17 protein-coding genes and 5 pseudogenes are annotated in these 26,673 nt (G+C 54.3%); 6 read left to right on the top strand and 16 right to left on the bottom strand.

What is annotated here, in order from left to right; all coding sequences use genetic code 11:
* Nucleotides 1–550: 550 nt before the first annotated feature.
* A pseudogene (locus tag ABLQ08_RS26950) lies at nucleotides 551–1,722 on the top strand (IS3 family transposase).
* Nucleotides 1,723–1,819: 97 nt separating this feature from the next.
* On the opposite strand, the gene ABLQ08_RS26955 reads toward ABLQ08_RS26950, so the two are convergent.
* From ABLQ08_RS26955 to ABLQ08_RS26995, 9 genes are all read right to left on the bottom strand, one after another.
* On the bottom strand, nucleotides 1,820–2,875 hold the full coding sequence (locus ABLQ08_RS26955; protein WP_352948967.1) for a helix-turn-helix transcriptional regulator: 1,056 nt from the start codon (nucleotides 2,873–2,875) through the stop codon (nucleotides 1,820–1,822).
* 432 nt (nucleotides 2,876–3,307) lie between these two features.
* The gene (locus tag ABLQ08_RS26960; RefSeq protein WP_352948970.1) at nucleotides 3,308–4,315 is read right to left on the bottom strand and encodes a zinc-binding alcohol dehydrogenase family protein; all 1,008 of its coding nucleotides are present in this window, start codon (nucleotides 4,313–4,315) and stop codon (nucleotides 3,308–3,310) included.
* Between the two features lie 90 nt (nucleotides 4,316–4,405).
* Entirely contained in the window at nucleotides 4,406–5,392 is a 987-nt protein-coding gene (locus tag ABLQ08_RS26965) for an ABC transporter ATP-binding protein (RefSeq protein WP_352948972.1), read from the bottom strand.
* Complete coding sequence (locus ABLQ08_RS26970; protein WP_352948974.1) at nucleotides 5,389–6,378, bottom strand: ABC transporter ATP-binding protein; 990 nt, start codon at nucleotides 6,376–6,378, stop codon at nucleotides 5,389–5,391. Before ABLQ08_RS26970 ends, ABLQ08_RS26965 begins: the two co-directional genes overlap by 4 nt.
* 21 nt (nucleotides 6,379–6,399) lie before the next feature.
* A complete protein-coding gene (locus ABLQ08_RS26975) occupies nucleotides 6,400–7,299 on the bottom strand; it encodes an ABC transporter permease (protein ID WP_352948977.1) in 900 nt (299 codons plus the stop codon).
* Nucleotides 7,296–8,243 (bottom strand): ABC transporter permease, encoded by a 948-nt coding sequence (locus tag ABLQ08_RS26980; RefSeq protein ID WP_352948980.1) that lies wholly within the window; start codon nucleotides 8,241–8,243, stop codon nucleotides 7,296–7,298. Before ABLQ08_RS26980 ends, ABLQ08_RS26975 begins: the two co-directional genes overlap by 4 nt.
* A gap of 72 nt (nucleotides 8,244–8,315) precedes the next feature.
* Entirely contained in the window at nucleotides 8,316–9,917 is a 1,602-nt protein-coding gene (locus tag ABLQ08_RS26985; RefSeq protein ID WP_352948981.1) for an ABC transporter substrate-binding protein, read from the bottom strand.
* A 75-nt stretch (nucleotides 9,918–9,992) separates the two neighbouring features.
* Entirely contained in the window at nucleotides 9,993–11,474 is a 1,482-nt protein-coding gene (locus tag ABLQ08_RS26990) for a sulfatase family protein (RefSeq protein WP_352948984.1), read from the bottom strand.
* Between the two features lie 43 nt (nucleotides 11,475–11,517).
* Complete coding sequence (locus ABLQ08_RS26995; protein ID WP_352948986.1) at nucleotides 11,518–13,080, bottom strand: sulfatase; 1,563 nt, start codon at nucleotides 13,078–13,080, stop codon at nucleotides 11,518–11,520.
* Nucleotides 13,081–13,213: 133 nt separating this feature from the next.
* On the opposite strand from ABLQ08_RS26995, the gene ABLQ08_RS27000 reads away from it, so the two are divergent.
* From ABLQ08_RS27000 to ABLQ08_RS27010, 3 genes are all read left to right on the top strand, one after another.
* Entirely contained in the window at nucleotides 13,214–14,140 is a 927-nt protein-coding gene (locus tag ABLQ08_RS27000; RefSeq protein WP_352948989.1) for a LysR family transcriptional regulator, read from the top strand.
* A gap of 159 nt (nucleotides 14,141–14,299) precedes the next feature.
* On the top strand, nucleotides 14,300–15,757 hold the full coding sequence (locus ABLQ08_RS27005) for a sulfatase family protein (RefSeq protein WP_352948992.1): 1,458 nt from the start codon (nucleotides 14,300–14,302) through the stop codon (nucleotides 15,755–15,757).
* A gap of 145 nt (nucleotides 15,758–15,902) precedes the next feature.
* On the top strand, nucleotides 15,903–16,793 hold the full coding sequence (locus tag ABLQ08_RS27010; protein WP_352948995.1) for a formylglycine-generating enzyme family protein: 891 nt from the start codon (nucleotides 15,903–15,905) through the stop codon (nucleotides 16,791–16,793).
* Between the two features lie 53 nt (nucleotides 16,794–16,846).
* Here the strand turns inward: ABLQ08_RS27010 and ABLQ08_RS32675 are convergent.
* Nucleotides 16,847–17,274: pseudogene (locus ABLQ08_RS32675) on the bottom strand (integrase core domain-containing protein); the annotation flags it as partial.
* 7 nt (nucleotides 17,275–17,281) lie between these two features.
* Here ABLQ08_RS32675 and ABLQ08_RS27020 point away from each other — a divergent pair.
* A pseudogene (locus ABLQ08_RS27020) lies at nucleotides 17,282–17,851 on the top strand (SDR family NAD(P)-dependent oxidoreductase).
* 1,144 nt (nucleotides 17,852–18,995) lie between these two features.
* Here the strand turns inward: ABLQ08_RS27020 and ABLQ08_RS27025 are convergent.
* Nucleotides 18,996–19,638 (bottom strand): annotated as a pseudogene (locus ABLQ08_RS27025) (IS6 family transposase); the annotation flags it as partial.
* A 200-nt stretch (nucleotides 19,639–19,838) separates the two neighbouring features.
* Nucleotides 19,839–20,849, bottom strand: a complete 1,011-nt coding sequence (locus ABLQ08_RS27030; RefSeq protein WP_352948997.1) for a DMT family transporter — start codon at nucleotides 20,847–20,849, stop codon at nucleotides 19,839–19,841.
* A 120-nt stretch (nucleotides 20,850–20,969) separates the two neighbouring features.
* Here ABLQ08_RS27030 and ABLQ08_RS27035 point away from each other — a divergent pair, with 120 nt between their 5' ends.
* Complete coding sequence (locus ABLQ08_RS27035; protein ID WP_352948999.1) at nucleotides 20,970–21,821, top strand: LysR family transcriptional regulator; 852 nt, start codon at nucleotides 20,970–20,972, stop codon at nucleotides 21,819–21,821.
* A 66-nt stretch (nucleotides 21,822–21,887) separates the two neighbouring features.
* On the opposite strand, the pseudogene ABLQ08_RS27040 reads toward ABLQ08_RS27035, so the two are convergent.
* The 4 genes and pseudogenes from ABLQ08_RS27040 to ABLQ08_RS27055 form a co-directional block, all read right to left on the bottom strand.
* Nucleotides 21,888–22,613, bottom strand: a pseudogene (locus tag ABLQ08_RS27040) (IS6 family transposase).
* Between the two features lie 162 nt (nucleotides 22,614–22,775).
* Nucleotides 22,776–23,327 carry a hypothetical protein gene (locus ABLQ08_RS27045; protein WP_352949002.1) on the bottom strand — a complete coding sequence of 184 codons (552 nt, stop codon included), beginning with the start codon at nucleotides 23,325–23,327 and terminating at the stop codon, nucleotides 22,776–22,778.
* Nucleotides 23,328–23,370: 43 nt separating this feature from the next.
* Nucleotides 23,371–24,255 (bottom strand): hypothetical protein, encoded by an 885-nt coding sequence (locus ABLQ08_RS27050; RefSeq protein ID WP_352949005.1) that lies wholly within the window; start codon nucleotides 24,253–24,255, stop codon nucleotides 23,371–23,373.
* Nucleotides 24,252–26,558 carry a vWA domain-containing protein gene (locus tag ABLQ08_RS27055; RefSeq protein WP_352949008.1) on the bottom strand — a complete coding sequence of 769 codons (2,307 nt, stop codon included), beginning with the start codon at nucleotides 26,556–26,558 and terminating at the stop codon, nucleotides 24,252–24,254. Before ABLQ08_RS27055 ends, ABLQ08_RS27050 begins: the two co-directional genes overlap by 4 nt.
* Between the last annotated feature and the right edge of the window lie 115 nt (nucleotides 26,559–26,673).

Below are 26,673 nucleotides of genomic sequence, written 5' to 3' on the forward strand. Positions count from 1 at the left end.
CCTCAGGCAAAAACCAAGTCGCCACAGCAAGGTTGTGTGACCCAGTGTTGCCGCCTCTTATGCGACTGAAAGATGACTTGCTGCACCGCATCCCGAACCCCTCATGTACCGGATCAATATCCGAACCAGTAAATCCATTGCCGTAGAACCGATTGGGTTTCGAGCGGGCATTTGCGGAGTTGGACGCAGCGATACCATTTATGAACGGATTGAATCTCGCGCTGCGCTGGATACCGGGTACAGGTGAATGCTGGTCGAAAGATCAGGAAAACTCAGCCCTGACCGATACAGTGATTAGGTAGGATTCAGCCTAAAGATTCGACGAGAACGCCACCTCGCAGGACGGCAGCCGCTCTCATTCAAATTCAATGCGGTTCGGTCTTTTTTTTGAACCATCCTGCTGTCGCTTTGGAGACGCAAATGGCAAAGGCAAAAGACTGGACTTGGAGCGGGCCTAGAGCTGTTAAAAGCGGTGCTTTTAGTTGGCAGGAATTGTGGAGTTCTCTCGGTTTGATGGACACTTTTTCGATTTTGACAGAAGGTGTTTTTCATGCCGAGAACGAGGAACCCGTACCCTACGGAATTTAGGGATCAGTTAGTGGGGCTGGCGCGGTCCGGGTGCAGTGTTGAGAGTCTGGCGCGGGAGTATGAACCGTGTGCCGCGACTATTCATGGCTGGATTAAACAGGCCGGTGCGGATGCCGGCGAGAGCGATGATCGTTTGACGAGCACCGAGCTGGAAGAACTTCGCCAGTTGCGTCGTGAAGTGAAACAACTCCGTCAGGAACGGGATATCCTGTCAAAGGCCGCGGCCTGGTTTGCACAAAACGACGTGACATCGCGGAGGTCTTCAAGTTCATGACCGCGAACCAGGCCGAGTATTCTATCCAGTTGATGTCACGCACGCTTGGAGTATCCCGCAGCGGGTTCTATGCCTATCACAGCCGCCTGCCCAGCAATCGACAGCTGGCCGATGAGGTGCTGGCCGATCGGACCGCCGCCATTCATGATGCGCCAAAGCAAACCTATGGTGCACCACGCATCCACGCTGAGTTGATGGATGAAGGCATCCAAGTGGGTCGCAAGCGCATTGAACGTCTTATGAAGGCGAAAGGGCTGAGGGGTGTCAGCCGCCGCAAGTTTGCGGTCACGACCAAGCGTGATCCACGTGCCAGACCTGCAAGTGATCTGGTCGACCGGAACTTTTATGCCGATGCACCGAATGTGCTTTGGGTCGCGGACATCACATATGTACCGACCTGGGCGGGCTTTCTGTATCTGGCAGTGGTGCTAGATGCCTTCAGCCGTCGCATTATCGGTTGGGCCATGGACAATGACCAGAAAGCGCAGCTCGTCATCGACGCCATGAACATGGCGGTGACACAACGCAAACCCGACAGCGTCATTCATCACAGCGACCAGGGATCGCAATATACGTCCGTGGCATTTGGCTTGCGTTGTAAGGAAATGGGCGTGCGTCCTTCAATGGGATCAGTCGGTGATTGCTATGATAATGCGATGTGTGAGAGCTTCTTCGCCACGCTCGAATGCGAGCTGCTCGACCGCCGCAAGTTCAAAACAAAGGCAGAGGCGCGTGTCGCCTGCTTCGAGTTCATCGAAGGTTGGTACAACCCCGCGCGTAGGCACTCGGCTTTGGGATACAAATCACCGATCAACTACGAAAGGAGCACCGCTGAAGGGCTGGAGTCTATAAGACTATAACCGTCCATCAAACCGGGGGAACTCCATTGTTGCGAGTTTCATAACTCACATATGCTAGCCTTGCTGCAGGTCCAGGGAGGAACCCGTTATCCCGGCGTCAACCCAATGCCGTCACCTGTAGCGCAGCCCTAAGTCTTTCCCATGCATTTTCGGTCGGTAGGATTAGTCTTTGAAACTCAGGCAATTTTTCCCGTATCCCTTCGCGGTAATCTGTCGGGGAAACGCCGTAGCGCTCCATGAACGCTCGGGAAAATACCGGGCGAGTAGAGAAACCTGTTTTGTAGGCAACGTCACCAATATTGCAGTTGGCATCGGCCCTTAGCAGGTCCGCGGCTTTTTCCAATCGTATCAATCGAATAAGGCGCTGAGGCGTATCCATTTGCTGGCAAATCTGGTACAATTTAGAACGTGATATTCCGACTGCCTTGGCAATCACTTCCGGTGTCAGGTCACGACGATGGAAGTTCTGATGGATAAAATCTACAACCGTGAAAAGGACGGTTTCGCCTCTAATTTCGCGCGTTTCGAGTTCCTGTATCCACTGATGTCTGAACGCGTCGACAGTGAGACGATAGAGCGTTTCAGAAAGCGTTTCGATTTCGCGATCATCCGCGTGTTTCAATTCGCTGAACACACCAGAAATTGCAGTTTTGAGTATTCTGGTGACCGGGCTATCTCGCAAGACCATGTTGTGTAGCTGCGAGATTCCAGGAATCTCTTCCTGAACCTTCTTCCGGTGCAGATTCAACGTGTAAGCCGTCACCCCTTTATGCTGGTAGGAAAACGGTCGCTCAGTGTCGAGTGAACGCAGGTTCCCCGTCCTCGTAGGCGCCGAACCTTCGGAAAGCGGTGTCGACAGATCTTCTCCTTTAAGCCGGTAATGCACTCCAATGGCGTTCATCTCCCTGCGCACCATGCCACGCTCCGATCTGTGGAAGAAGCACGGCGTATTGCACTGGTATCTGTAAATCCAGAGTTTCGGAGTTCTGTTGTATTCGCCATTGAGGCTAAACGGGCGATCAACAGGTCCGGGGCGATCAACTTCATAACCCGCCGAGTCGAACAGTTGCTCACGAATAAACGCGTATTGCTGCTTTTTCGGCAACAAGTTGGTGTCAAATTTGAGGGAGGTTAACGTGTTTTGCTCTACCATCAGTAACCTTAGGCGACGGTACCTTCATCACATTGAGCTCCGCACATACTCAAATCCTCAAGACAGGCACAATAGTGCAGCGGGGAAACAAGTGCTCTACGGAACCAACTATGCCGGTACGGCATTCCAAAAAGCTTTTTTGCTGTATCTAATCTCGAGCGAAATGAAAGGCAACTCTCCCTCGAACACGCCGTGGTGATCAGACGATCAACGTGGCGTATTTCGGGTTGGCCTGAGGTCACGCTACGCATGTGAACATCGTGCGCGATCGCCAAGGTGTCTTTTCGTTGATCGTGAAATCCATCACACAAGGCAGAAAGGGCCGCGACTGTTATCAGCGGAACTAAGGCAGGCTTCTCCAATCTGCCGCTTTCTTGCGTTTAACTGACAAGCGACACCACCAGTTTGGCGATTATGACAGAAGGGTGTTTATCACGGGGTCACTAGGACTTTGACGAGATGATCGCGGTTTTCGACCAGGTCGGGGAATCTGCCGGGCAGGTTCTGCAGCATAACAGTTTCCGATGCAATGGCATCTGTGGGAATATCGCCCCCGCGCATGGCGTTCATAACACGCTCGAAATCGGATTTGAGAGCGTTCCGCGAGCCAATAATTCGGGCCTCGCGTTTGTGGAACTCAGAGTCGGCGAAGGTTATGTCGTCCTTGACGACACTGACCAGAACTGTGCTGCCGCTGTGGGCAACCAGCGGGAACCCGGCTTCGATTGCCTTAGAGTTGCCGGTTGCGTCAAAAACGGCGTCGAATCCATCCGCGATTTTGCCCGTCATAAGATGGCTGCCTGGCTTATGCAATTCGCGGAATCCGAAATGTTCCCCGGCAAGTGCAAGCCGAATATCGCTCAGATCCATGATGTGGACATCAGCTCCGGCCAATTGGGCGAATATTGCGGTTCCGAGACCGATTGGTCCGGCTCCGGTTACAAGCACGAGATCGCCCGCTCCGATACCGGAACGGGCGACCGCATGGGCGCCAATGGCAAGGAATTCAACCATGGCGGCCTGTTGGGGCGTCAAGCCCGCCGCAGGATAAAGATTCTGTTCGGGAACGGCTATTCGGGCACACATTCCGCCGTCCCGATGGACTCCAAGAACCTCGATGTGCGAGCAGCAATTGGGATTTCCGCGTCCGCAGGCCCTGCAAGTTCCGCACGATAAGTATGGATTCACCACCACCAACTCACCGGCCCGCGGCCCCGCGGCGATCGTGCCCGACAATTCATGTCCGATTACCCTCGGGTAGGCGAGAAAAGGATGTTTGCCCTGGAAGATGTGGTAGTCGGTTCCGCAGATGCCGACTGCGGCAATATCAACAAGTAACCACCCGTCGTTGGCTTCTGTCGGGAGAGGCCTGGATTGTAGCTCCAATTTGCCAGGCTCGAGGCAAATTGCACAACTCATTGTGTTATTTCTTGCGGCCATCGCGTGTCCTTTCGCAAAAAGGTTCAGTTGAATACAGGTTGAATGCCCGCCAGGCGGATCTCGATACGTACCGTTTTCAATGACTTGGTTTCAGCCTCTCAGATGGCACGCTACGGAATGACCTGAACCGATTTCACGAAACTCAGGAACTTCGACCTTGCAGCGCTCTACTGCAATGGGGCATCTTGCATGGAACACGCAGCCGGATGGCAATTTCCGGGGACTTGGAATGTCCCCTTGCAATACCTTTCCAGGTGCGCGTGTTTTCGAGGGATTGGCAATCGGAATAGCGGCTAGCAATGCTTCGGTGTATGGGTGCTGCGCATTCCGGAACAGTTCATTCCTATCCGCCATTTCCATCAGCCGGCCGAGATACATGACAGCGATCCGTCGAGAGATCTGCGCAACCACTGCCAAATCGTGTGCAATGAAAAGATAAGACAGGCCGAATTCCTGCTGCAGGTCCATCATCAAGTTGATCACCTGAGCCTGAACAGAAACATCAAGGGCCGAAACCGGTTCATCCGCGATAATCAAGCTGGGATTCAGCGCCAAGGCGCGCGCAATCCCGATGCGTTGTCTCTGGCCGCCAGAAAACTCGTTTGCATAACACAAAGTTTGAGCCGGCCGGAGGCCGACACGTCCAAAGAGTTCCTCTACCCTTTCGCGGATCTCGGCTGCCGGTGCCAGGCCGTGCACGGACATTGCTTCAGCTACGATCTGCCCTACGGGGATTCGCGGGTTCAAAGACGAGTACGGATCCTGAAAGACCATCTGTGCCTGACGGCGATGGCGGAACATTTGCTTCTTTGACAATCGGACAATGCTCTCTCCCTGAAGTCTGACATCGCCGCTCGTCGGTTCCACCAGGCGTAGGATCGATTTCCCAAGCGTTGACTTGCCGGAGCCGCTCTCGCCGACCAAGCCAAGGGTTTCGTTCTTACCGAGCGTAAAAGAGACACCGTTCACGGCATGGACGTGGCCCGTTGTGTTGCCCAACAGACCTTCGCGAATTGGAAAATGGGTTTTCAGATCGACGACCTCCAGAAGCGGAGGTTCTTGCAGAACAACGTTCATGACAGTTCCCTGAAACAAGCTGCGAAATGTCCGGGGGCTTTTTCCTCCAGGATTGGCCGTTCCGCGAGGCAGCGTTCGATGACAAATGGGCAACGAGTGGAGAAAGGGCAGCCGGAGGGCATGGCGTCCAGCGCCGGAACCATGCCCGGGATCTCTTCAAGCCTGGTGGGGGCACCTTCGCTTGAAGTAATGCTGTCAATGTCAGGTATCGCCCGAAAAAGGCCATGCGTATATGGATGCCGGGGTCTTGCGAATAAATCTTCGACAGTGGCTTCCTCGACTTTGCTGCCGGCATACATAACCACGACACGATCGGCAATCTCAGCGATCACGCCGAGATCATGTGTGACCATGATCACCGCCATGCCAAGCCTGTCTTGCAGTTCCTTCAGGAGGGCAAGTATTTGCGCCTGTATCGTGACATCGAGTGCAGTGGTCGGCTCATCAGCAATCAGAACCTTTGGCGAGCAGGCCAGCGCCATTGCAATAACCACACGCTGCCGCATCCCTCCGGACATCTCGTGAGGATATCCCTTCAACCAATGCCGAGCATCTGGGATCCGGACGAGCTGCAGAAGCTCATGAGCCCGTTGCATAGCGTCTTTTCTGCTCAGCCCCTGATGTTTCATGATGGGCTCGCAAAGTTGCGTACCGATTGTCATAAGCGGATTGAGTGTCGTCATGGGCTCCTGAAAAACCATGGCGATCTCGTTCCCCCGGATATCCCGGATCCTTGTCTCGGCAACCTTTGTAAGATCCTCTCCGCCATACCAGATTTCGCCACCGGATATACGCCCCGGGGGCTCCGGCAACAGCCTTAGAACGCAAAGGGACGAAACGCTTTTACCGCACCCCGATTCACCGACGATTCCCAGCGTTTCGCCGGCGTTCACGCTGTAGCTCAAGTCGTCCACTGCAGTGACCCAACCGGAACCGGTCTTGAACTCGGTTCGAAGCCCCTGAAGCTGAAGGATCGGTTTATCCATGTCCATTTTCACCTATCCGCGTTAGATCACGCTTGCTCCGCGAGGATCGAGGTGATCCCTCACACCGTCCCCGAGAAGGTTGAAAGCGAGCATCGTCAGAAAAAGAAACCCTCCGGGAAACAGCGATAGCCAAGGCGCGAAAGTCAGTAGTTCGTTGCCGGCTGCGATCATGGTTCCCCAACTCGGGGTCGGCTCCTGAATACCAAGCCCGAGAAAACTCAGCGTCGATTCCAGCAAAATGACGTTACCCATCAATACGGTTGCGAGGACGATAATCGGACCAATGCAGTTGGGCAGGACGTGAAAGAAGAGAATTCTCACGTTGCTCATGCCTATCACTCGGCACGCCGCCACGTAGTCGAGAGCTTTTACCCCCAGGACAGCGCCACGCGTCACGCGAGCGAACTGTGTTATCCGGCGGATGGAAAGCGCAAGGACGATGAAAAGAGGGCTGGGACCAAGCACTGCGACGAGAGCCAGTGCGAGTATGATGCCCGGGATCGACATAAAGATCTCGACCACCCGCATGATGACCTCATCTGCGACGCCGCCAAGATAGCCGGAGACCGCTCCCACGAACACGCCTGAAGCCAAGCCGACGAATATGGTCATGACCGCCATGGAAAGTGAGATCCTCGCACCGTAGAGGACCCGGGAAAAGATATCGCGACCGACCTGATCCGTTCCCATAATGTGTTCCCAGGTCGGCGGGGACAGGCTGTTGGCGGGATTGATCTGCTCATAGGGGTACGGGGCGATAACCGGGGCCAGCAGTGCGAGCAGAAAGAGAAGCGTGGTCAGGCCAAGGCTGAAACAGTTCAAGGGGCTGCTCAAAAACCGAGCAAAGTTCTTGGCGAACCGGGATCTGAGACTCGGAGATGTACTTTGGTCGACGGCAGCCGCAGTGGACGAAATCGTCATAGTTTGATCCTCGGATCGATAACAGAATAGAGCAGGTCGACCGCAAGATTGGTGACGGCGAAGGTAATTCCGACGATCACCACCACTCCCTGTATGACCTTCAGGTCGTTTTCGAAGATTGCATTGATCAGCAAGCTTCCCAATCCAGGCATGCCGAACAGAACTTCGATGGCAACTGCGCCGCCCATCAGATTGGCGAACTGAAATCCGATCACGGTGATAACCGGACTTAAGGCGTTGGGAAGCCCGTGCCGCAGGATAATTCTCCAGCGGCTGAGCCCCTTTGCGGTAGCTGTGCGGATCATGTCCTGCGAGAGCACCTCCAGCATGCTTGAACGGCTCATGCGCGCAATCAGCGCGGCCGGCTGAAGGGCGATTGACGCCGTGGGCAGCACCAGCGCGATCCAGCCGTGCTCGGCCACCGAACCGTTCATCGGAAACAGGTTCAGATTGAACGCGAATACGAGAATGAGAACCAAGGCCAGCCAGAACGGTGGAGTACTGACGCCGATGATCGTGACCAGTCTTGCGACCAGGTCAGCCGATTTGCCACGATGGAGAGCCGAAAAGACACCAAGTGAGATCCCGATCAGGGCGGCCGTGGAAATTGTCGTGAGAAGCAGAAACATCGTGTTCGGGAAAGCGCGCAAGATTAGCGCCGTGACTGACTCTCGATTGACCGAGGATCTGCCAAGGTCGCCCTGAAGCGCATCTCCGAACCAGGACATATACTGAACGATCACCGGTCGATCCAAACCGAGCTCGGTTCGAACGCGCTCCAGTTCCTCCTGAGACACGGTGGAGGCACCATCGAGGTCCAGTCCCAAGGCCGCGACCGCGGGATCGCCCGGGATCAGTTTTCCGAGCAGGAAGGCCACCGTGACAATCCCGACAATTGTGGGAATGGAAAACAGCACCCTTCGAATGACAAATTTAAAAAACATGGATGACGTCGGCCTTCAACCGGATGATTTGCGGTGAGCGGCCGGCAACAGGGAACCGGCCGCCGTCGAATGCTACCTGTCGAGCCATACTTTCCGGAGATCTTCCATACCTTTCAGTCTGGCTGTCTCCAGGTCTTTGACGGAAGGTGTTCGGGCTGTACGATGATTGCGCCAGTTCAGGAAAATCACGGGTACATCATTGAATATGATGTCCTGCAGTTCGATGATCTGGGCACGGACTTCATTGGGTTCGTTTGACTTCGCGATTTCCAACGTCAATTCCTCAGCCCGCGGGTTCTGGTACCCGCCTTCCTCGTTGTAGAAAGTGAAGTTGTTCGGTCCGCCAGACCCATAGAGATTCCACGCGTAGTCAATGATGGCCGGTCCCCCCAGCATCTGCCACAGGATCAGTTCGTAGTTCCCAGCCTGCAAATCAGTGAGGACTTGCGCATACGCGACGCTCTTAACCTTCAAGTCGATGCCTATGTCGGCGAGCTGTGCCTGCAGCAGGATGGCGCGTTGCGTATGCGCACCACCGGATCCCGTCAACAGCTGGAGCGTCAACTTCTTGCCGCCGGGTCCATATCCCGCATCAGCAAGCAGAGCTTTTGCCTTTTCCACGTCCTGTCGTACCGGAGACAGCTCTTCGGCAAGAGTAAAGGCAGGATGCCATGATGGGAAAATACTTGCGATTTCCTCGCCCATACCGGCATAGACGTTGTCGATAAGTTCCTTACCGTCGACGGCGTGTTGAATAGCCTGCCGAACGCGCAGGTCAGCCAGCGCAGAATTCTTTGTATTTACCGCAAGCACGGTGAGGGTAGATGACTTTCCTTCGTCAATGATGACGCCGGACCCTTGGAACTGGGGAAACTGGGTCTCAGGAAAGGTGTTGATCATGTCGAGGTCACCCTTGATCAGCGACAAGGCACGAACGCTTCCGGACTTTATCACGCGGGCCTGAATACCATCGAGACAAGGCAGACCCGCCTTGTAGTAATTCGGGTTTCGCTCGAGAATCATCAGGTTCTTCGGTTGGAACGATTTGAACATGAACGGACCGGTTCCAACGGCCCCTTTCAGGCCGTGATCCACTCCCAGTTCCTTAACTGCGGCCGGCGATGCAAACCGCAGCGAACTCGCGAAGTCCCAGAGCATGGTCGGCCATTCTCCCGCAGGCACGAAAGCAACGGTATGGTCGTCGATGACTTCCACCGACTTCAGCTGTTTCTTCCAGTATCCAGTGAGAGGTGACCGCACTTCGCCGGCGATCAGACGCTCGACATTGAACTTGACCGCTTCGGCGTTGAAGTCGGACCCGTCGTGAAATTTTACGTCGTCGCGGAGCTTGAACACATAGCGTTCACCGTCACGCGTGGGCAGGTCCACGGCAAGCCCGGGAACAACGTTCAAATCGTGGTCAAAATCCAGCAAGCCGTCATAGAGAAGCCGCATATAGTATTGCGGGTTGGCGACTTGCGAGGGGTCCAGATTTGAGTAAGAGATGTCGACTGTCTTGAATGTGCCGCCGTATTTTGGGCACGCATCGTCTGCCCGAGCAACCGATGCCCCGACCAATGTAAATGCAGCTACCGCCAGAATCAGGGCAACGACGCAGTCATGGATGCTTGATCGTAATCCATACGCACCAGTTAGCGAATTTCGAATTTTCATCTTATTTCCTCCCTGAGTGTCGAGCGCCGGAAAGCCACCGCTCGTCCTTCTCCCTTCAGTGTCTGTCGATGCCGTTCAAAACCGCCCGACGCGTTCAATCCCCGCCCAACTGGTTGCCATGACGGCGTCCATATGCCTCACCAGAAGTTCAGGCTTTACGTCTGCCAGTTCCGGTGAGTCCCAAAGGTTCGAGAACTCGCCCGGATCTTTCTCCAAATCGAAGATTTCTCCCAGGTTTAGGTCGTGATAGACGATGACCTTTATTCGTCCGTCGAAACTCATCGTGGCGTGGGTCGGCTGGTACTCTTTCGCCGATCCGAGCGCGTCGTTGAATTCAGAGACAACGATGGATTTGTGATAATCCGGTTGTTTTTGGCCCGTCAGAATTCCCATCAGGGACTTGCCTTGCATCGAGTCCGGCACTTCGCAGCCGGCAGCCTCCAGCAATGTGGGAGCAATATCGACCAGTTCGACGAGTGCATCGCTTTCAAGGTCTTCGACGAAGCGGCCTTTCCACATGAACATCAGCGGAACGTGGACAAGGCCCTCGAAGAACCGGCAGCCCTTATAGAGCAGACCATGGTCGCCTAGCAGTTCGCCGTGGTCGCTGTGGAAGACGATCAGGGTATTTTCAAGTTGTCCGGTCGAGTCCAGATGCTCCACGATCCGGCCGAATTGTTCGTCTATCAGCTCGATCATCGCATAGTAGGCTGCCTTGACCTGCCTACCGTCGAAATTTGTTGGTGGGATCATTGCGGTGTCGGCTTGTGCGACATCGTGCAGAATCTTGGGATCCGACCCGTTTGGATCGACAGCCACAGTCGACTGCTGTGACACGTGTCGGAACGCGTTTTGTCGCTCCAGATCAGTTTCACGGAACAGCGGCGGCGGAAGCGTGGAAGCATCGTACCGATCAAGATGAGACCGGGGTGGGTCGAAGGGTGGATGCGGATCGAAAACATTGATCGAAAGTAGCCACGGTTGGCTCCGCTTTTGGTCAATGAACCTTAGCGCCAGTTCGGTTGCCCAGGTGGTTTGATGGACTTCGGCCGGAACACCGGCACAGCAGAAACCGCTGACAGACGCGTAGAGTTGCTTCGGGTCGATATTTTTCTCATTCAGCAACCATTTATGGTAAGCGTTGTCGTCGGAATCCGCGCCTGGCATCGGATGATGGCTCCACTCAAAAAGGCGGTAACCGTCATCTACGCGGGGTTCCATACCGCCGGCTGCGCTCGCCAAGTGGAGCTTTCCCACGAGGCCGCAGTCATATCCAGCGTCTGCAAGCAATTTTGTGACAAGCGTTTCACTTTGAGGAAAGTGCGAACAACCGTTTCTGTGCACATGTGTGCTCGACGGATAACGTCCGGTCAGGAAGGATGCACGGCTCGGCGTGCAGACTGGGCTTTGCGCGTAAGCCTGCCGGAAGGCAACGCCACGGTTTTTCATCCTGTCCAGATTGGTTGTTGCGATATGTGGGTTGCCAAGAGCCCGGATCGTGTCGAACCGCTGCTGGTCGGTGCAATACCACAGAATATTTGGTCTGCTCGCGGACATCAAAGCGCTCTCACTGCCAATGCGGGTGTCAATTTTTCCAGTTTCATCTTCGTAGCTCGTAATAGTCATACATTTCGTGGGGTGTGTCGTGACGCGCGAATTCCTTCGCGAGGACATCAAGTAGCCGAGCCTGGATTCCCTTGTCCTTGATCGGCGTTTCTTGCGATGGATCGGCAGCCAGATCGAACAAAGCGGAGGCAGCGTCGGGAAACTTCACGTCGTGGCGGGAGGGTGGACGCCTTGCGTCCTTTCTCGCCGGCACCCGCAGCAGGGGCATCCCCTTGGTGAAACGGAAGGGTGCAGAAAGTGTCGCGTCGAACAGCTCTTCTGGTTGGAACGGCGCGGCCATGTGACATGGCATGAGCGTGTATTCGAATATGCCGTCGCCATCGACGTTCCATGGGTAGCGGAAATACGTGAACCGGCCGTCAGTGACGCAGACCGGGCCGCCGAACATTCCCAGGATCATACCGGCACGGTCGTTCAGGGGATCAACGATTCTGTCCAATATCGATGCACCGGTGACTTCTTGCGGCACCTTGCAGCCAAAAAGCGAAAGGAAGGTCGGCATCAGGTCTGGAGTCTGGGTCAAATGACCGCTACGGGTGCCAGCCTGCTTGCCAGAAAACTCCGGGTGCCAGATCATGAGCGGAATATGTGAGATTTCTTCGTAGTGGGGCATTCGGTTCTTTCCCCACCAATCGTGCTCTCCCAACAGAAAACCGTGATCCGTAGTGACGATCAGCGCCGTGTCTTCCCAAAGTCCATAGTGGTCGAAATAGTCCAGCAATCGGCCAAGGTGTTCGTCACAGAACTTTACCGACGCATGGTAATTTTCTCGTATTTCCCGAATTTCTTCGGGCGTCTCGCTAACTTTCAAATACCTCGGATAATCCAGAACCTTGCCGCTACAGGTATTCCCGACAGATTTCAGACGGTCGGGAGCGACAAAGGGTTCGTGTGGATCGAAGGTCTCGATTTGAAGAAACCAGTTGTCTGCCAAACGGTTTTCTTCGAGAAACCGGATGCCGGCGTCGAAGCACTTCGCGCTCGGATAATTTGCCTCGTCGGCTGAATACACCTCGCGGTTCTTTACCGTTTGCAGAGATCGCCATGCCACGTAGGGGGAGCTTCCTTCCGTGTAGGTCGTACTGCCTAGCGGCAGTTTGCTTAGCTCGTAGTGCCTATCGTCATAAGTGTCAGAATAGCGGCAGAGCGGTGGAGCCACGATCGGCGCCCATTTATCGCTGGCCTGTCCACGGACAAAGTCCCAGCTGTCATATTTGGTGACATACCCTGATCCGCCGTCTTCGAAATAGTGATCGTGGTCGGTCACCAAGTGGGTATAGACGCCATGTCGGCTCAGGCATTGGGCAAATGAATTGTCGTACGGCTCGAGCGGCCCCCACGAACGGTGCATGAAATTCAGCCGGCCTGTTTGAATGTCGCGCCTCGCAGGGATGCAAGGCAGGCTTCCTGCGTAATGACGATCGAAGGTTACGGCACGGCGCGCCAGGCGCTGAAAATTGGGTGTGTCCAAGGTACCGCCATACGGCTGAATTGCAAGCCGATTCAACGTATCAAACAGGACAAATACCGCACGCATCACACCTCACCCTGGCTGACCATTTTCGCAGCCTTTGACGCTCGATTAGGCAAATGCTGACATCGCCAATGATTGACTACAAGTTCAATTTGAGCCTAAATCAATAACTAATAGTCATATCAGGGGAGGTTGAATGGATCTCGTACGCCTTCGCTATTTCATCACTGCTGTCGAGTGCCGAAGTCTCGCCCGGGCCGCAGAAAAGCTGAATGTAACGCAGCCGGCGTTGAGCAAATCGCTTCAGCGGTTGGAAGTCGAACTCGGCATAAAACTTCTTGACCGGTTGCCGCGCGGTATCAGCCCAACAGCATACGGCGAGCTTCTTTACTCGCATGCCAGTTTGATCAATGAGGAAGTGCTGCAGGCCAGGCAGTCGATAGAGGCGATGAAAACGGGTGCAAGCGGAAAGGTCTTCGTCGGCGCCGGCTCCAGCATGCGACTGCACCTCCTGTCCCGTGCTTGCGTGGCGTTGTCTGAAAAGAGCCCCGATACGGAAGTGCAGGTCGTCGGAGAACTGTTTGACCACATCATGCCTGATCTTATCCAGGGTAAACTGGACATAGGTGTTTCCATGGTGCCACAAGGCACGACGGAACCGCGGCTCGTGCACGAGCCGCTCTATCGCGACCAGATACATCCGACAGTGCGCGTTGATCATCCTCTCACGTCGAAAGAACATCTGACAGCCCGCGATACACTAGGCTACGACTGGATACTGCCCGAAGCGGACAATCCCGGGCGTCAGCAGCTGGAAGCGTTTTTCCTGGCAGCCAACCTTGAACCTCCGAGGCCGAAATTCGTGTCGGATTCAACTCTCTTCGCAGCGGGTGTCATTCAGAACAGCGACTTGATCGGATGGCATCCGACGCAGATTATCGGTGACAGCAGGCTGAGCGGGTTGGTTGCTCTTCCAGTTCCGGAACTAACACTGACGCGAAGCGTAGGCATAACGACACGGCGGACTGGTTTCCTTTCCGCTGCTGCGCGCCTGCTTATCGAAGAACTGCGAAAGACTGGTGCCCGCATGATCGAGGAGAAGGTGGTCCTGCCGATTGAATAGCTGCAAACCGAAGCCGCCGATCCAATCATATTCCAATGTGTTATATCAATGGCACGTAATTTAACTTGTCGACATGGGTCACGGGTGGCACGCTGCAATCATTCGCGGTGACTTTCCAGTCGTCCGACCGACACCAATACCCATTGAAAGGATGTGTTGATGGCATCGGCCCGGCCCAACATAATTTTCATCATTACGGATCAGCAGCGCTACGACACGATCGGCGCGCTCGGTTTCCCCTTCATGGACACACCCAATCTGGATAGGCTTGTCACCGAAGGAACCAGTTTCGATTCCTGTTTCGTGACCGGCGCGTCGTGCGTTCCCTCCCGAGCCAGTTTATTCACCGGATACTTTCCGCACACGACCGGAATTCTGAGAAATGCGGACCGATGGACGAGAACTTGGATCGAGGACTTCGCCGCCGCCGGTTACCGCTGTGTCAACATTGGCAAGATGCACACTTGGCCCTTCGACACACCGGCTGGTTTTCACGAACGTTACAACGTTGAGAACAAGGACCGATACAAGGAAGGGCGATATTACTTCGACGAATGGGACAGGGCTCTGGCGGCGCGGGGGCTGACAAAGCAACAGCGGGAACTTTACCGCCAGCGTCCCGACTATCGTCAGCGCATGGGCGCATTTGACTGGGAACTCGACGAGGACATGCAATCTGACATGTTCGTCGGGAAACTGGCCAAATGGTGGATCGAGAGCTATCCGCGCGAGGGTTGGCAGAACGATTATCCACCCGCCGAGCCCCTGTTTCTGCAAATCGGGTTCCCCGGACCTCATCCGCCATTCGACCCGCCGAAGCGGTTTAGCGACAAATACTTGAACAAGGATCTGGATATCGCGAAAGTCGTCCCGTCGGCGCTGGCTGAACAGCCGGAACCATTGAAACGAAAACGCATCCACGATTCTCAGCACGATCACGACTCCGTGGTGCAATTGCTCGATCCAACCGACGAGCAACGCCGATTGCAGCGGGCGTATTACCTAGGCAATGTCTCGTTAATCGACGAGCAGATCGGCGAAATACTCGATGCCTTGGAGCGCAACGGTTACCTGGAAAATGCAATCGTCGTTTTCACATCAGACCACGGTGACTGCCTTGGTGATCATGGCCTTGGGCACAAATGGACAATGTACGATCAGGTGACCAGAGTGCCCATGATCGTCTGGGCTCCAGGACGGGCAATTTCTGGTCAACGAATTGCGGGGCAGATGCAGCAGTTCGACATCGTGCCGGCTCTCTTTGAATATGCGGGTATCGAGGTTCCGGGAACATTGGAGTGCCGGAGCGTCGGCGCGGCACTGGCGGGTGATACGTGGCAAGGGCGGGAATATGTCTATTGTGAGCAGGCACGCGACGGCAATTTTCGTGACAATGACTTCATGACAATGGTCCGGAGCGAGGATTGGAAACTGGTCCATTTTCTTGGCGAAAGCTATGGGCAGCTCTTCAATTTGACGGCCGACCCGGAAGAAAACATCGATCTCTGGAATGATCCAGATTCAGTGGCGATCAAGCGTCAGTTCCTGGACCAGTTACGAGAGTGGCGTATCGCAAGCCAGTACCATACTCGAAACTGGGCGGCACAAGCCCGCTGAGATCAAACGGCGCGGTCGAATAGCTGTTCTTCATGGATTCATTTCAGACAGAATACTGATCATGTTATTGAAACCCAGGGTCAAATCCTGCTGCTCTGGTCTAAGGACCTCAACGGCCGACGCGCGATCGCACCATTTGTACGCCATGTCCGTGCCGGCGGCTGCACCGGATGTTCGCGAGGAACTTCGGTCGCGTCTTGTTACGATCTCCGGCGGTGTCTACGAGATGGGGACTCGGAAATCGACACATGCCGAAGACCTCGACAGCCCATTCCGCAAGGTAAGGGTTGACGATTTCCTGATCTCGCCGGTCGCTGTCACAAATGCAGACTATGCGCGTTTCGTCAACGCCACGGGTTATCGCACGGTTGCCGAACGGGAGGGGTGGAGTTTCGTCTTCCAACTGTTCCTAAGAGACCTGAAAAGATATCCTCAGCACCCGCCAGGCTTGCCGTGGTGGCGTCATGTCGCGGGCGCGAGCTGGTGCGCACCGGAAGGACCTGGAAGTTCCTGGCGTGAGAGGGCCGATCATCCGGCTGTGCATTTGTGCTGGTATGATGCATTGGCCTACGCCAGTTGGGCAGGGCAGCGCTTGGCACGGGAAGCGGAGTGGGAATTTGCAGCGCGGGGCGGATTAAAACGGAAAAAGTTTCCATGGGGCAATAAATTGGTGCCGTCCAGCGGTCATGCAATGAATGTCTGGCAGGGAAGTTTCCCGTACGAGAACACCTGCGAGGATGGATTCATAGGCACCGCCCCGGCTAAAAGCTTCTCGCCAAATGGCTACGGGCTTTACAACATGACCGGAAACGTTTGGGAGTGGGTGTCGGATTTCTACGGTTCGCGGCCGCCCCCCAGTCGCATACCCGAAGGCAATCCAACCGGTCCCACCAATGGCTACGCGCGCATCCAGCGCGGCGGATCCTTCCTCTGTCACGTCAGCTACTGTGACCGGTACCACGTACATTCACGCACACCGAGCGAACCGGACAATTCTGCGTCGAACACAGGATTTCGGGTCGCTGCTGACCTTTGAACTGGCGGTCATGACCTACCCCCTGAATATCCTCGTTCATGAGTTAGCTCCGTTCACGGTGTGATCCTTGTTGCGAATTCGGATGGGTTGAGCCCGGCCAAGTTCGTATGCGGTCGGTTCAGATTGTAGTCGTTCCTCCAGTCTTCAATAATTTCACGGGCGTGGCGATAGCTGCGGAATGGGTGTTCGTTGAGACATTCGTCTCTCAAGCGCCGATTGAAACTCCCGACAAAACCGTTTTGCATCGCTTAACGGGGCAATGTAGTGCCATTCCACACCACGGTCCTGATGCCATTTGAGCATGGCGTGTCACGTCAGCTCGGTACCGGCGACCATCAATCAGGGCATCAGACACGAAATCGTGGGACCAGCGGTGATTGGCGGATTTCGGCACTCGCGTCCCCAGGGCTCGTTTCCGGTCACCACGTTTGCGCACCGTGAGACGCTCTTCCCGACAGATCCGGTCGACCTTCTTCCAATTGGTCCTAGTGACAGGAGTAAGAACCGGCATTGGCCGCGCAATCGAAGCGCAACTCGTCCACGATGGTGCCGCCATCGCGATCTTTGATATCGATGACGACAAGGGAAAAAAGGTCAGAGATGAACCGATCGAGGGTGGAACCAGCGCGACCTATGTTCATGCTGACATTACAAATCCTGAGGCTGTCAATCCTGGGATACAGCGAGTTCAAGATGAATTCGGCACAATTGATGTGCTGGTGAACAACGCGGCATTCACGATCGCGGAAAACCTTGAGGCCATTTCGCTGGACGTCTGACACAAGGAAATAGACGTCAATTTAAATGGCACTTACCATGGCATCCGATCTGTCGTACCTTTGATGAAAGCTGCCGGCGGTGGGGTGATAATCAACATCTCATCCACTAACGCCGAATTGTATTGTGGGAAGCCCACCTATAGCGCCGCAAGGTCGGCAATTATCAATCTCACGAAGGCTGTGGCAACCGAGTATGGCAAATACGGAACTCGGTGGAACACTATGGTGCCGGCCTCTACTCAAGCCGATGCACTGACCTGGGCGATCCGGCAAGAATAAGATCCAAAAGCATTCGAGAAAATGGCCCGATGGTTTCCTCTTGGACGGATTGGGAAGCCGGAAGGTGTTGCTAACGCGGTGTCTTTCTAGGGTTTGACGAAACCGCCTTCATAAGCGGCATAGCCCTTCTCGTGGACGGCGGATTTTCTGCTGGGCCTAATCCCATGATCAAAGAAATGGTTTTCGAGGGTTAATTGGGAACCAGGTTGGAATCTCGGGGGCCGATCCATCACATCAACCAGCACGTTCTTCACAGCCTCACGGATTTCCAGGAGGCAGCTGGATATAGCCTTAAAAGACTTCCGATCTTTGGTAGCCGAGAGAAGGAAGGCTTCTTGATCCATGTCGCCAACGAAAAGGTGGGACACGCTTGGCATGTCTGATCGTGCTCATTTGGGTAGTGCCAGTTGAATTATACCTGCTTCCAGTCTATGCGGCGTTGGCTCTGGATTGTCGGGCAATCTCGGCGCCTGAAGGAGCCGCGAGATTGTTGCATCAACCTTTTAGGTGAATGGCCGGTCAGGATGCATGGTCCAAGTGGTGATGTCAGGCGACGCTGCGTTATCCAAGTGGTTTCAATCAAATGGTAACGAAACAGGCTTCAAAAAAATCCCGGTCAAGCAGGTACGTGTCTCCTTGACCGGGCGACGCGAAGCTTCTGGATTTGTTACGGTGTTGAAGGTTGCGGGGACAACAACCGTAACTATTTGCTCGGAAAGACAGCTTCGCACAGCTTGCTTTGTAGGCATCGACCACTTTATGCGATTGAATTCGAGCTTACAATGCTCACACAAGTACAATGTCGCTTTTGAAAGCCAATGTCGCAAATGTAACGGTCTGAAGTACATGAATCTCCACAACAACGCCTAACAATTGTTCGACCAAATGCATTTACCAACGTCCAACCAGCACCGCTCAGTTCTTGCTCCCTGATATTTTTCACAATCTTGCAAAGCAAGTTCATTCACGATAGCCATCATTATCAACGCTTTTGATGTCGGAAAGATCCCACGTTCAAACCGACACTTCTGATCTGCAAACTGATTTCCCCGATGTCCCGCGTCGGGTTTTTATTTGCCTGCTGTCAAAGCTAATTTGAAACTCACACGGTGTCCCAACGAATTGAGACACCTAATCCAATGTTTCAATTTAGGGCAGTTAGACGGTTTTCGAGCATGCCCATCGCCTCAGCCAAAGAACAGAGAACGATGCCAAACGTTCTCTCGACAATTCGAGCTTCGCCAAAGATGTCATTCGTGAAGTTGAAGATGCCTGCTTTGCCCTTGCGCAGAGCATGCATGACCGCAAGAACCTTGATCGTTGCATAGGCGGACTTCGGCGTTTTGAACCCACGCACTGGCCAGATAAGTTGTGTCAGCTTGCCGAGATCGGCTTGAACGACGCTGTTTGGATGCTTGACCTTGCGATACTCGGTTTCTTGCGGGCAATTGCCTTCCGCCTTCAACTCGGAAATGGCCGCACCATAGGTTGGCGACTTGCTGCTTTAGTATTGCGGGTAGCAGATAGATAGATATCGATGGTGTTGCCGAACCTGTCCACCGCCCGGAAGTGATAGGCCCATTTTCCGCGAACTTTAATGTAGTTTCATCGACCCGCTGATTTCCCGAAGCCGGCCGGTGCCATTGCCAACGAAGCCACTCTTCCATTTCAGGGGCAAAAGTCTGCCCCCCCCCATACATCGTGGCGTTATCAACGCGCACGCCGCGTCCAGCCATCATCTGCTCAAGATCGCGGTGTCTGATCCCACACCGATAATACCAGCGAAGCGCTCACCTGTTAAAAGCATCCATGAATTCAACAGCCCACTTTTGAATAAGCTACTTCTCGAACCAAAGACAGAATTTGCAACAGAGCCAGTTCACGTGATTTCATTCAATGGCCGGCTTCATTTCATCCGAGAAAACACCAACTTTTTGGTTTCCGAAGGACAAACATTCGATCGGCCTGGCTGCCCCCTCCGAAGAGTTCACAACCTCAGACGAACACCTCTTCCGGAAGTCAAGCGTTTCCTGTCCGGACGCGCCTCTCGCTGCAAAAGATAGACCCCACTCACAATGATAACCAGGATCCCTGACAAGGTGAGAAGTGAAGGCACTTCCGACCAGACCAGAAAACCCCAGAAAACCGCGAGAGGCATCGAAACGAATTCGAAGGGGGCAACCAGGCTGACCGGTGCGACTTTGTAGCCCTGCGCAAGGCAATAGAAGCCGAAGGCCGCGATAACCCCGCAGATGGCGATCAGGACCGCGTCGCTGGCCGTCGGCAAGACCCATCCCCGCAGCAGGAATGCGATGCTGGGATGATACGACGCCGCGTTGGTCTGAGTACCCAGGAGCAATCCTGCCAGCCCACTGACTGCGATAAAGGTCAACATCGCATAGAACGCGAGTGATGAACCGGTCTGAGTTTTGCCAATATGACGGGTGATTATGATGCTTACCGCGTAGGCCACGGCCGCCAGAACAGGCAGGACCATCTCCGCGGAAAGGCCGTCATCGGTGGGACCGACAATCACCATCACGCCAATGAAACCCGTGAGAACGGCGGTGAAGCGCCGAATTCCCACAGTTTCGCTCAAGAGAAGCACGGATAGTAGTGTAACGATCAGGGGTGAAACAAAGAAGATCGCGGTCGAAATGGCCAGGGGCAAAGCCTGCAGCGCCATATAGTACAGAGTGTAGGATGTAAGCGCGAGAAGACCACGCAGAATGTTCAGCCAGGGATGAGACACCTTCAATGTCTCCAGACCACCGCTGAAAATCACAAATGCGAATATGGGACCGATTGCGACAAGCCCTCGGAAGAACATGATTTCAAAACCAGGATAGGTATCGCCGAGTGTTCTGATCAAAACGTCCTGGATGCTGAAAACACCTATACCCAGTGTAATCAGGACAACCCCCAGAACTGACTCATCAAATTCAAGATGGGGCCTAGCCCCCTTTAGTAGAATGCCCTGTTTGTGATTGGAGACCATAGCAGAACTGCCGTTTCGATGTCGCTGAGAAGGCGAATAATGGGTCTCAACAGACAATCTGAAAAACGAAAAAATGTGATAGGGTCAATCGAATATTTCGATTAACGAACCTGCTTCCTCATGACGCTCGACCAGATAAAAACCTTTATAGTTCTCGCAAAGACCGGGAATTTCAATCGAACCGCCGAAACTCTTAACGTCACTCAGTCGACCGTGAGCGCGCGTTTGAAAATGCTCGAGCAAGCATTAGGTCACGCGCTTTTGATACGCGAACATTCCGGTTGCCGATTGACTGCTGCCGGCCATCAGTTCCTGTCTCACGCCTCCAACATTCTGATGTTTTGGCAAAAGTCACTGCAAACAGTTACACTTAGACCGGAATTTCGAGGTATTTTGACAGTAGGAGCGCAGGTCAGTTTTTGGGACAGTCTCGTCGTAGACTGGATGGCCTGGATGCGCCGCCAGGCTCCGGACATAGCGCTCGACATTCAAGCAGATTATTCCACCGCACAGATGTCTAAACTGTCCGATGGTCTGATGGACATCGGAATTATGTATCAGCCACGGCACGCGAGCGGATTGACAATAGAAAAGCTCTTGGATGATGAGCTTGTTCTGGTGAGCACCAAAGCAAGGGACGTGTCTTCGGGATGGGTTGACGATTTCGTGTTCGTGGACTGGGGTGATGATTGTTTGGACGCCCACGCAGCAGCGTTTCCCGAAATGGAAACGGCCGCGATTACCGTCGGACTTGGAGCATTAGGGCTGCAATACATCCTGCAGTTTGGCGGATCAGGCTATTTCCCGTTGCGGATCGTTCGGGAGCTGATCGATGAGAAAAAGCTGTTCCGTTTGGATGCAGCTCCGTTGCTGAAAAGACCAGCCTATCTGGTTTATCAAAATGACCCGATCGATGCAGCAGCCGTGGAAACAGCAATAGATGGCCTAAGAAAGATTGCCTGTAAGTTATGAACTATCAAATTTTGCGGTGCTGTCACGTTGTTTAAGGTTTAGGCGCGCGACAGTCGCTTGCTCCTTTCACGCAATCTGTTCGGCGGCACTCCTCCACTCAGCCATGGCCTGACGGCGATGGGATCGAATTTGAGATGCAGAGCGATTGGGTTGGGGCGGGACGAAACGGTTGCGGATTGTAGAGAATACCGACACGAATTGCTGCACAGATCCGACTGATCGGAAACCTTGTCGTGTTCGCTCCCGTTATCGAAACGGCAGGTGAGAATTCTCCGCCCGGTTGTTTATCCCTTGAGAGCTCGATGCTCAACGTTGGGTATGAGCTGGCGTCGTGCAGCACCATAGGACCTGAGCTTGTCGGTGATCATGCGTTTCGGCGCCAGACCCTGCTTTTTCAAGAGGCGGGTGAGTAAACGCTTGACGGCTTTGGTGTTGCGGCGGTTCTGGACGATCTCGTCGAGAACATAACCGTCCTGATCAACCGCACGCCACAGCCAGCAATTCTGGCCGTTGATGCGAACCACAACCTCATCAAGATGCCAAACATCGTTCTTCTTCGGCACCTTGCGACGTAAGCGGCGTACATAGTCCGAGCCATGCTTGCGGCACCAGCGGCGGATGGTCTCGTGGGAGACAACAATCCCGCGTTCCTACAGCATTTCCTCCACCTCGCGCAGGCTCAGATTGAACCGGAAGTACAACCAGATTGCGCGCGCGACAATCTCAATCGGGTAGCGATGGTTTTTGTAGGTCGGGGTAGAACTGCTCATGCCAACCAATTATCCCGAACAGTCTTGACGAATAAACAACGTGACAGCACCGTTGTGACGCCACCTTGACATAGCATGCTGTCGGGGGCGGTCACATCATCAAAGCCTTCGCGGCCAATTTGACGCAGAAATCATACGCAAAGGACTGAAAAACTGCTGCATGGTTGGTTGTGTGAGGGTTTGCTCACAGCTTCTGAAAGTATATCAGGCGTTTTGCCACTCCACCCATGCTTTTCAACTCGCCGCGAACGACGCCGTACATTGATCCACTATTGATCACAAACAGATACAGGTCGAAATCAACCGAGCCTTCTGGGTCTTGAAACTGCCCCTTGGCATGAAGCTGAGGAGTGTAATCGCCGCAGGCGAGGGTACGGATTTCGTCATCTGACAGTAAATCAGGCTGTTCGCCGAACAGGGCTTTGCCATTTTTCAGAACCTGCTTTGACGGTAAGTCCAGAGAATATCGGGCATCCTCCACCAAGGACAAGTCATAGGGGCCTGCTGCGGGAAGGTCGCTAATCTGAAGACCTCGTGGACCGGCCGTGATATTCGCAATCGCATCATTTCCGTCCGGAAGCGGCATTGTACGCCCGTTGAAAGACAGTGTGCCGAACGTATTGTGCACATGCCATTGACCTGGAAGAACGTTTTGAAGTTTTGCCAGCAATACCTCGCCCTTTAGCGTGCAGAGGCTTTCACTGGCTAGGCCGGGCGTTGCCAGCAAAGCAGACAAGCCCGCTGCAAGCAGTCGGTTTCTTAGCCGCATCGTAACCTCCTTATTGGGTTGCAAAAGCGTATCTGCCGCGGGCAATCGCCGTGCAGCTTTCGGAGCCGCCGGCAATTTTCGCCAGCATCGGCGAAAGAACGAGATGCACACGGGTCCATACGTTGATCTGCTGCGGTGATACCGGGTTGAGCGCAACGGTCACGCTCAAATCCATACCGCTTCCTGCGGCATCCCCGCCAAGGTCGAATATCTCGGAGAAGTAACCGTTGGCGCCAACGGCTCGCCAGGAAAACTGCGCGAGGTTTTGTCCGAAATCAGAAGGATGCCAAGGAGCAGAGAATGTGACCTGCCGGTCAAAGCTTGCTAATGAGTGGGCGGATGCTGCCTCGGCAATGCCGGAGGGACAGCCTGTGACCCGCATATCGTGGACCTTCGAGATCCAGCGTCCGTCTTGAAGAGTGATGGTGTTATAAACCCCTTCAAACAGTTCGATCGGCCCCTGCGCGGCGGCTACTTCGTCCAAATCAATGCTGTTTGGTCGGTTTGCTGTTCCCGTACTTTCGCCGAAGATCTGGCGTTCAACCGCGTCCTCAAGAGCAAGATCGGTTGATCGGACTTTGCCATCTCCGTTTAGAATTCGGTCAATCTGTTCGAGCGGTGTGGATCTCCGCATGAATATCGGGTGCATGTTCCTGCCTCCCCGGAGCATGGCACGCGGGTATCCGTACCGCTCCACAAACCCTGCGGAAGTACGTTTCGAATGGATGTAATCCCGGTACGCGTTGCGGCTCATCACCTCGCCCGTATCAAGGATGCCGCCATTCGGGTCTTCCGCCAGAACAGCAATTCCAGGCCCGTTTTCGTCCAGATCTTGAGCGGCAGCCAGTGTCGCGGTTAGGCACAGACACAATGCAATGCATGGAAGATGTTTCATCTGAACACCCTCACCTTGAATTGCGACCGGTAATTGTTGGTGACCAGAACCCCGACAAATTCCTGGCTTTGCCCATCCCAGCTATCCGGCCGGTTCAGCAAAACGCCTGTCCGTTGCTGATCCTTGCCGTCCTCAAACTGGAGCGAATAGACTACTCCCTCTGCGCCATCTCGATGCAATGCGACGGAGCCAATGCTGATTTCACTCGGCGGGAGGCGGGTCAGATCTTCGTTTTCAAGGAAAATGCTGCCGGTTGCCGTGGCGCTGTCCGGCCCTGGGTCAAAGCGGATCATGCCCAAAGGTGCAGCGTCATCCAGCGTAGTCAGCGTCCAGACACCAAAAAGCGTATCCTCAAGACTGGCGGGGTCCGGACCATGCCCATCCGCATCGATATGACCCGAGGCGATCAATGCCTGCTCTTCAGCAGCGAGGCGGGCAGAAGTCCAGGCTTCCAACAATTCGAACTGATAAACTGTACGCCCGTTGGAATTGCGCAAAATGCAGATGGTATCAATAGCCGGGTAGTCCGGGTCACGTTCGCCGGATTGGCCATAGCCGAGGCATTCGGTCAATTGCTGCATATGGGTTGGGTTGTAGATAATCCATTCGCCATTTTCGACGTTGAAAACGGGAAAGCTTGGCCGTCCTTTGTCGTCTTTGTCTGCACCGTTGATTCCAAACCCCTTGAGGAGCGGAATCTGGTAGGCGCCAAGGCGCGGGATATCGATCAGGCAAAGTTCCTGATCCGCACAATAGTGCCGCATAAGATCCGAGGTCACGTTTCGCAAAGTTGCCGGGTCAGCCTGAGATGGCGCGTTGTCCACCTGAAACACCACGTCGTTCTCCTCCTTGACAACCGATTGAGGTAGTTCATTTGACACCTCAGCATCCGGATCATCCGGCAAGACGACTTCACCCACGCGCACGGTCGCAAGTATTGCTTCAACCGGCTGGTCCGAAGAGTCGCGATAGAGATAGGACAGCTCATATGACCCAGGCTGATCTGGCAGGGGCAAGAACAACCCTTCTTCGGAAATCAACTCTTCCAGCCTGGAGCGCTGAACTTCCTGCCCCTCGTTTTTGAGGATAAAACGGTTTGCGTAATAGAGGCTGCCTGTCACTCCAGCATGCAGTTTTCCTCCGGGTTCACCGTCCAGTTCGCCTGTCCAGGCCGGAGTATGCGTTTCGACATATTCAACAGCAGAGCGGCTAAGAACTTCTCCTCCTTGCAGGACGCGCACCTCATAGGTGCCAGGAACCGTAGGCGATGCAAACGTATGCCATGACAGTCCGGCACCATCGGATCCAAAGCGGTATTCCCAATCGAGCCTGCTGTCCGTCTGCGGATCATAGAGCTGTACCGAATACTCGGCATTCGGCTGCATGGCGCCATCGGCCTGCACAAAAAATGCATGCTCGGCTCCAAGGATATAGGGGCCGTGGTTGAGAGTTGTGAAAAAGACGTCTCTGGCCGCAAAGGGCACAGCAAGTTCGACCGGAGCGCCGGTCAGCTTCACTTTGACAGAGCCACTGCCTTCAGCGCTAATGGCCTCGAGAAGCCATGTGCCATTGGCCAGCTGTACTGAAAGACCGGACAGGACTTCTGCCGCACCGGTCATTTTCCCTACGAGGTGTTTCTCTCCGGTTTCAGGATTGGTCGCACGAATACTGACCAGATCAGGGCGGATTGTGCCTTCAGCCAATTCCAGTGTCAGGCGCAGCTCGCTGCTGCCTGATGGTTCGTCGGTCTGAATTGCAGCGGGAGATTCGGCAAGTTGGGTCAGCGCGTCCTTCAGCGACCCAGCGTCCTGCGCATCAAGATAAATCCCGCCTGTATTCTCCGCGATGCACTGCAGCTTAGCTCTATCCGTATTACTTGTGATTCCGAACCCGATGACATGTGCGGTGAAGTCTATGCCCAGTTGTTCAAGCTGTGCCGCCAAAGCGCAGGGATCAGCATCGCAGGTTTCAACACCGTCGGAAAACAAAACGACCGTTGCAACATTTTCCTGATACTTCAGGTGCTCCGCTGCCTGCTTTACCGCAGCTGACAGCGGTGTCTTGCCCTTGGGTGATAGGTCTTGAATTGCGGCAGACACGCTTGGATACCCGCCTTGCGACACCGGCACCAGCGTTTCAATGTCGCGGCAGTCTCCCTTGCGCCGGTGCCCATATGCAATGAGGCCGGTCCGGCCCGTGCGCCAGCTGTCGCCCATTGCACCAAACGTTTCGCGCGCGATTTCGATCTTGCTCCGCCCTTCAACCTGTCCCCACATGGAACCGGAGGCATCAAAAACAAGCATGGCTGCTTCGTCTGCCAAAGACGCGCCGCATATGAATAATAGCGGCAACAATACTTTGAAAATCTTCAACTTAAATCTCCCGTCTATGATACTGAGATGGGAAAATGGGGGGTAT

This window comes from Roseibium sp. SCP14 (assembly GCF_040329475.1).
Taxonomy (GTDB): domain Bacteria; phylum Pseudomonadota; class Alphaproteobacteria; order Rhizobiales; family Stappiaceae; genus Roseibium.

Bases quoted from the DNA above. Each gene is read 5' to 3' on its own strand.
- ABLQ08_RS26960 (WP_352948970.1), bottom strand. From the start codon at position 4,315: ATGGCCGCAAGAAATAACACAATGAGTTGTGCAATTTGCCTCGAGCCT.
- ABLQ08_RS26985 (WP_352948981.1), bottom strand. From the start codon at position 9,917: ATGAAAATTCGAAATTCGCTAACTGGTGCGTATGGATTACGATCAAGC.
- ABLQ08_RS27055 (WP_352949008.1), bottom strand. From the start codon at position 26,558: ATGCTTGTTTTTGATGCCTCCGGTTCCATGTGGGGACAGGTTGAAGGG.
- ABLQ08_RS26995 (WP_352948986.1), bottom strand. From the start codon at position 13,080: ATGCGTGCGGTATTTGTCCTGTTTGATACGTTGAATCGGCTTGCAATT.
- ABLQ08_RS27030 (WP_352948997.1), bottom strand. From the start codon at position 20,849: ATGGTCTCCAATCACAAACAGGGCATTCTACTAAAGGGGGCTAGGCCC.
- ABLQ08_RS26990 (WP_352948984.1), bottom strand. From the start codon at position 11,474: ATGTCCGCGAGCAGACCAAATATTCTGTGGTATTGCACCGACCAGCAG.
- ABLQ08_RS26975 (WP_352948977.1), bottom strand. From the start codon at position 7,299: ATGACGATTTCGTCCACTGCGGCTGCCGTCGACCAAAGTACATCTCCG.
- ABLQ08_RS27010 (WP_352948995.1), top strand. From the start codon at position 15,903: ATGTCCGTGCCGGCGGCTGCACCGGATGTTCGCGAGGAACTTCGGTCG.
- ABLQ08_RS26965 (WP_352948972.1), bottom strand. From the start codon at position 5,392: ATGAACGTTGTTCTGCAAGAACCTCCGCTTCTGGAGGTCGTCGATCTG.
- ABLQ08_RS26980 (WP_352948980.1), bottom strand. From the start codon at position 8,243: ATGTTTTTTAAATTTGTCATTCGAAGGGTGCTGTTTTCCATTCCCACA.
- ABLQ08_RS27035 (WP_352948999.1), top strand. From the start codon at position 20,970: ATGACGCTCGACCAGATAAAAACCTTTATAGTTCTCGCAAAGACCGGG.
- ABLQ08_RS27050 (WP_352949005.1), bottom strand. From the start codon at position 24,255: ATGAAACATCTTCCATGCATTGCATTGTGTCTGTGCCTAACCGCGACA.
- ABLQ08_RS27000 (WP_352948989.1), top strand. From the start codon at position 13,214: ATGGATCTCGTACGCCTTCGCTATTTCATCACTGCTGTCGAGTGCCGA.
- ABLQ08_RS26970 (WP_352948974.1), bottom strand. From the start codon at position 6,378: ATGGATAAACCGATCCTTCAGCTTCAGGGGCTTCGAACCGAGTTCAAG.
- ABLQ08_RS27005 (WP_352948992.1), top strand. From the start codon at position 14,300: ATGGCATCGGCCCGGCCCAACATAATTTTCATCATTACGGATCAGCAG.
- ABLQ08_RS26955 (WP_352948967.1), bottom strand. From the start codon at position 2,875: ATGGTAGAGCAAAACACGTTAACCTCCCTCAAATTTGACACCAACTTG.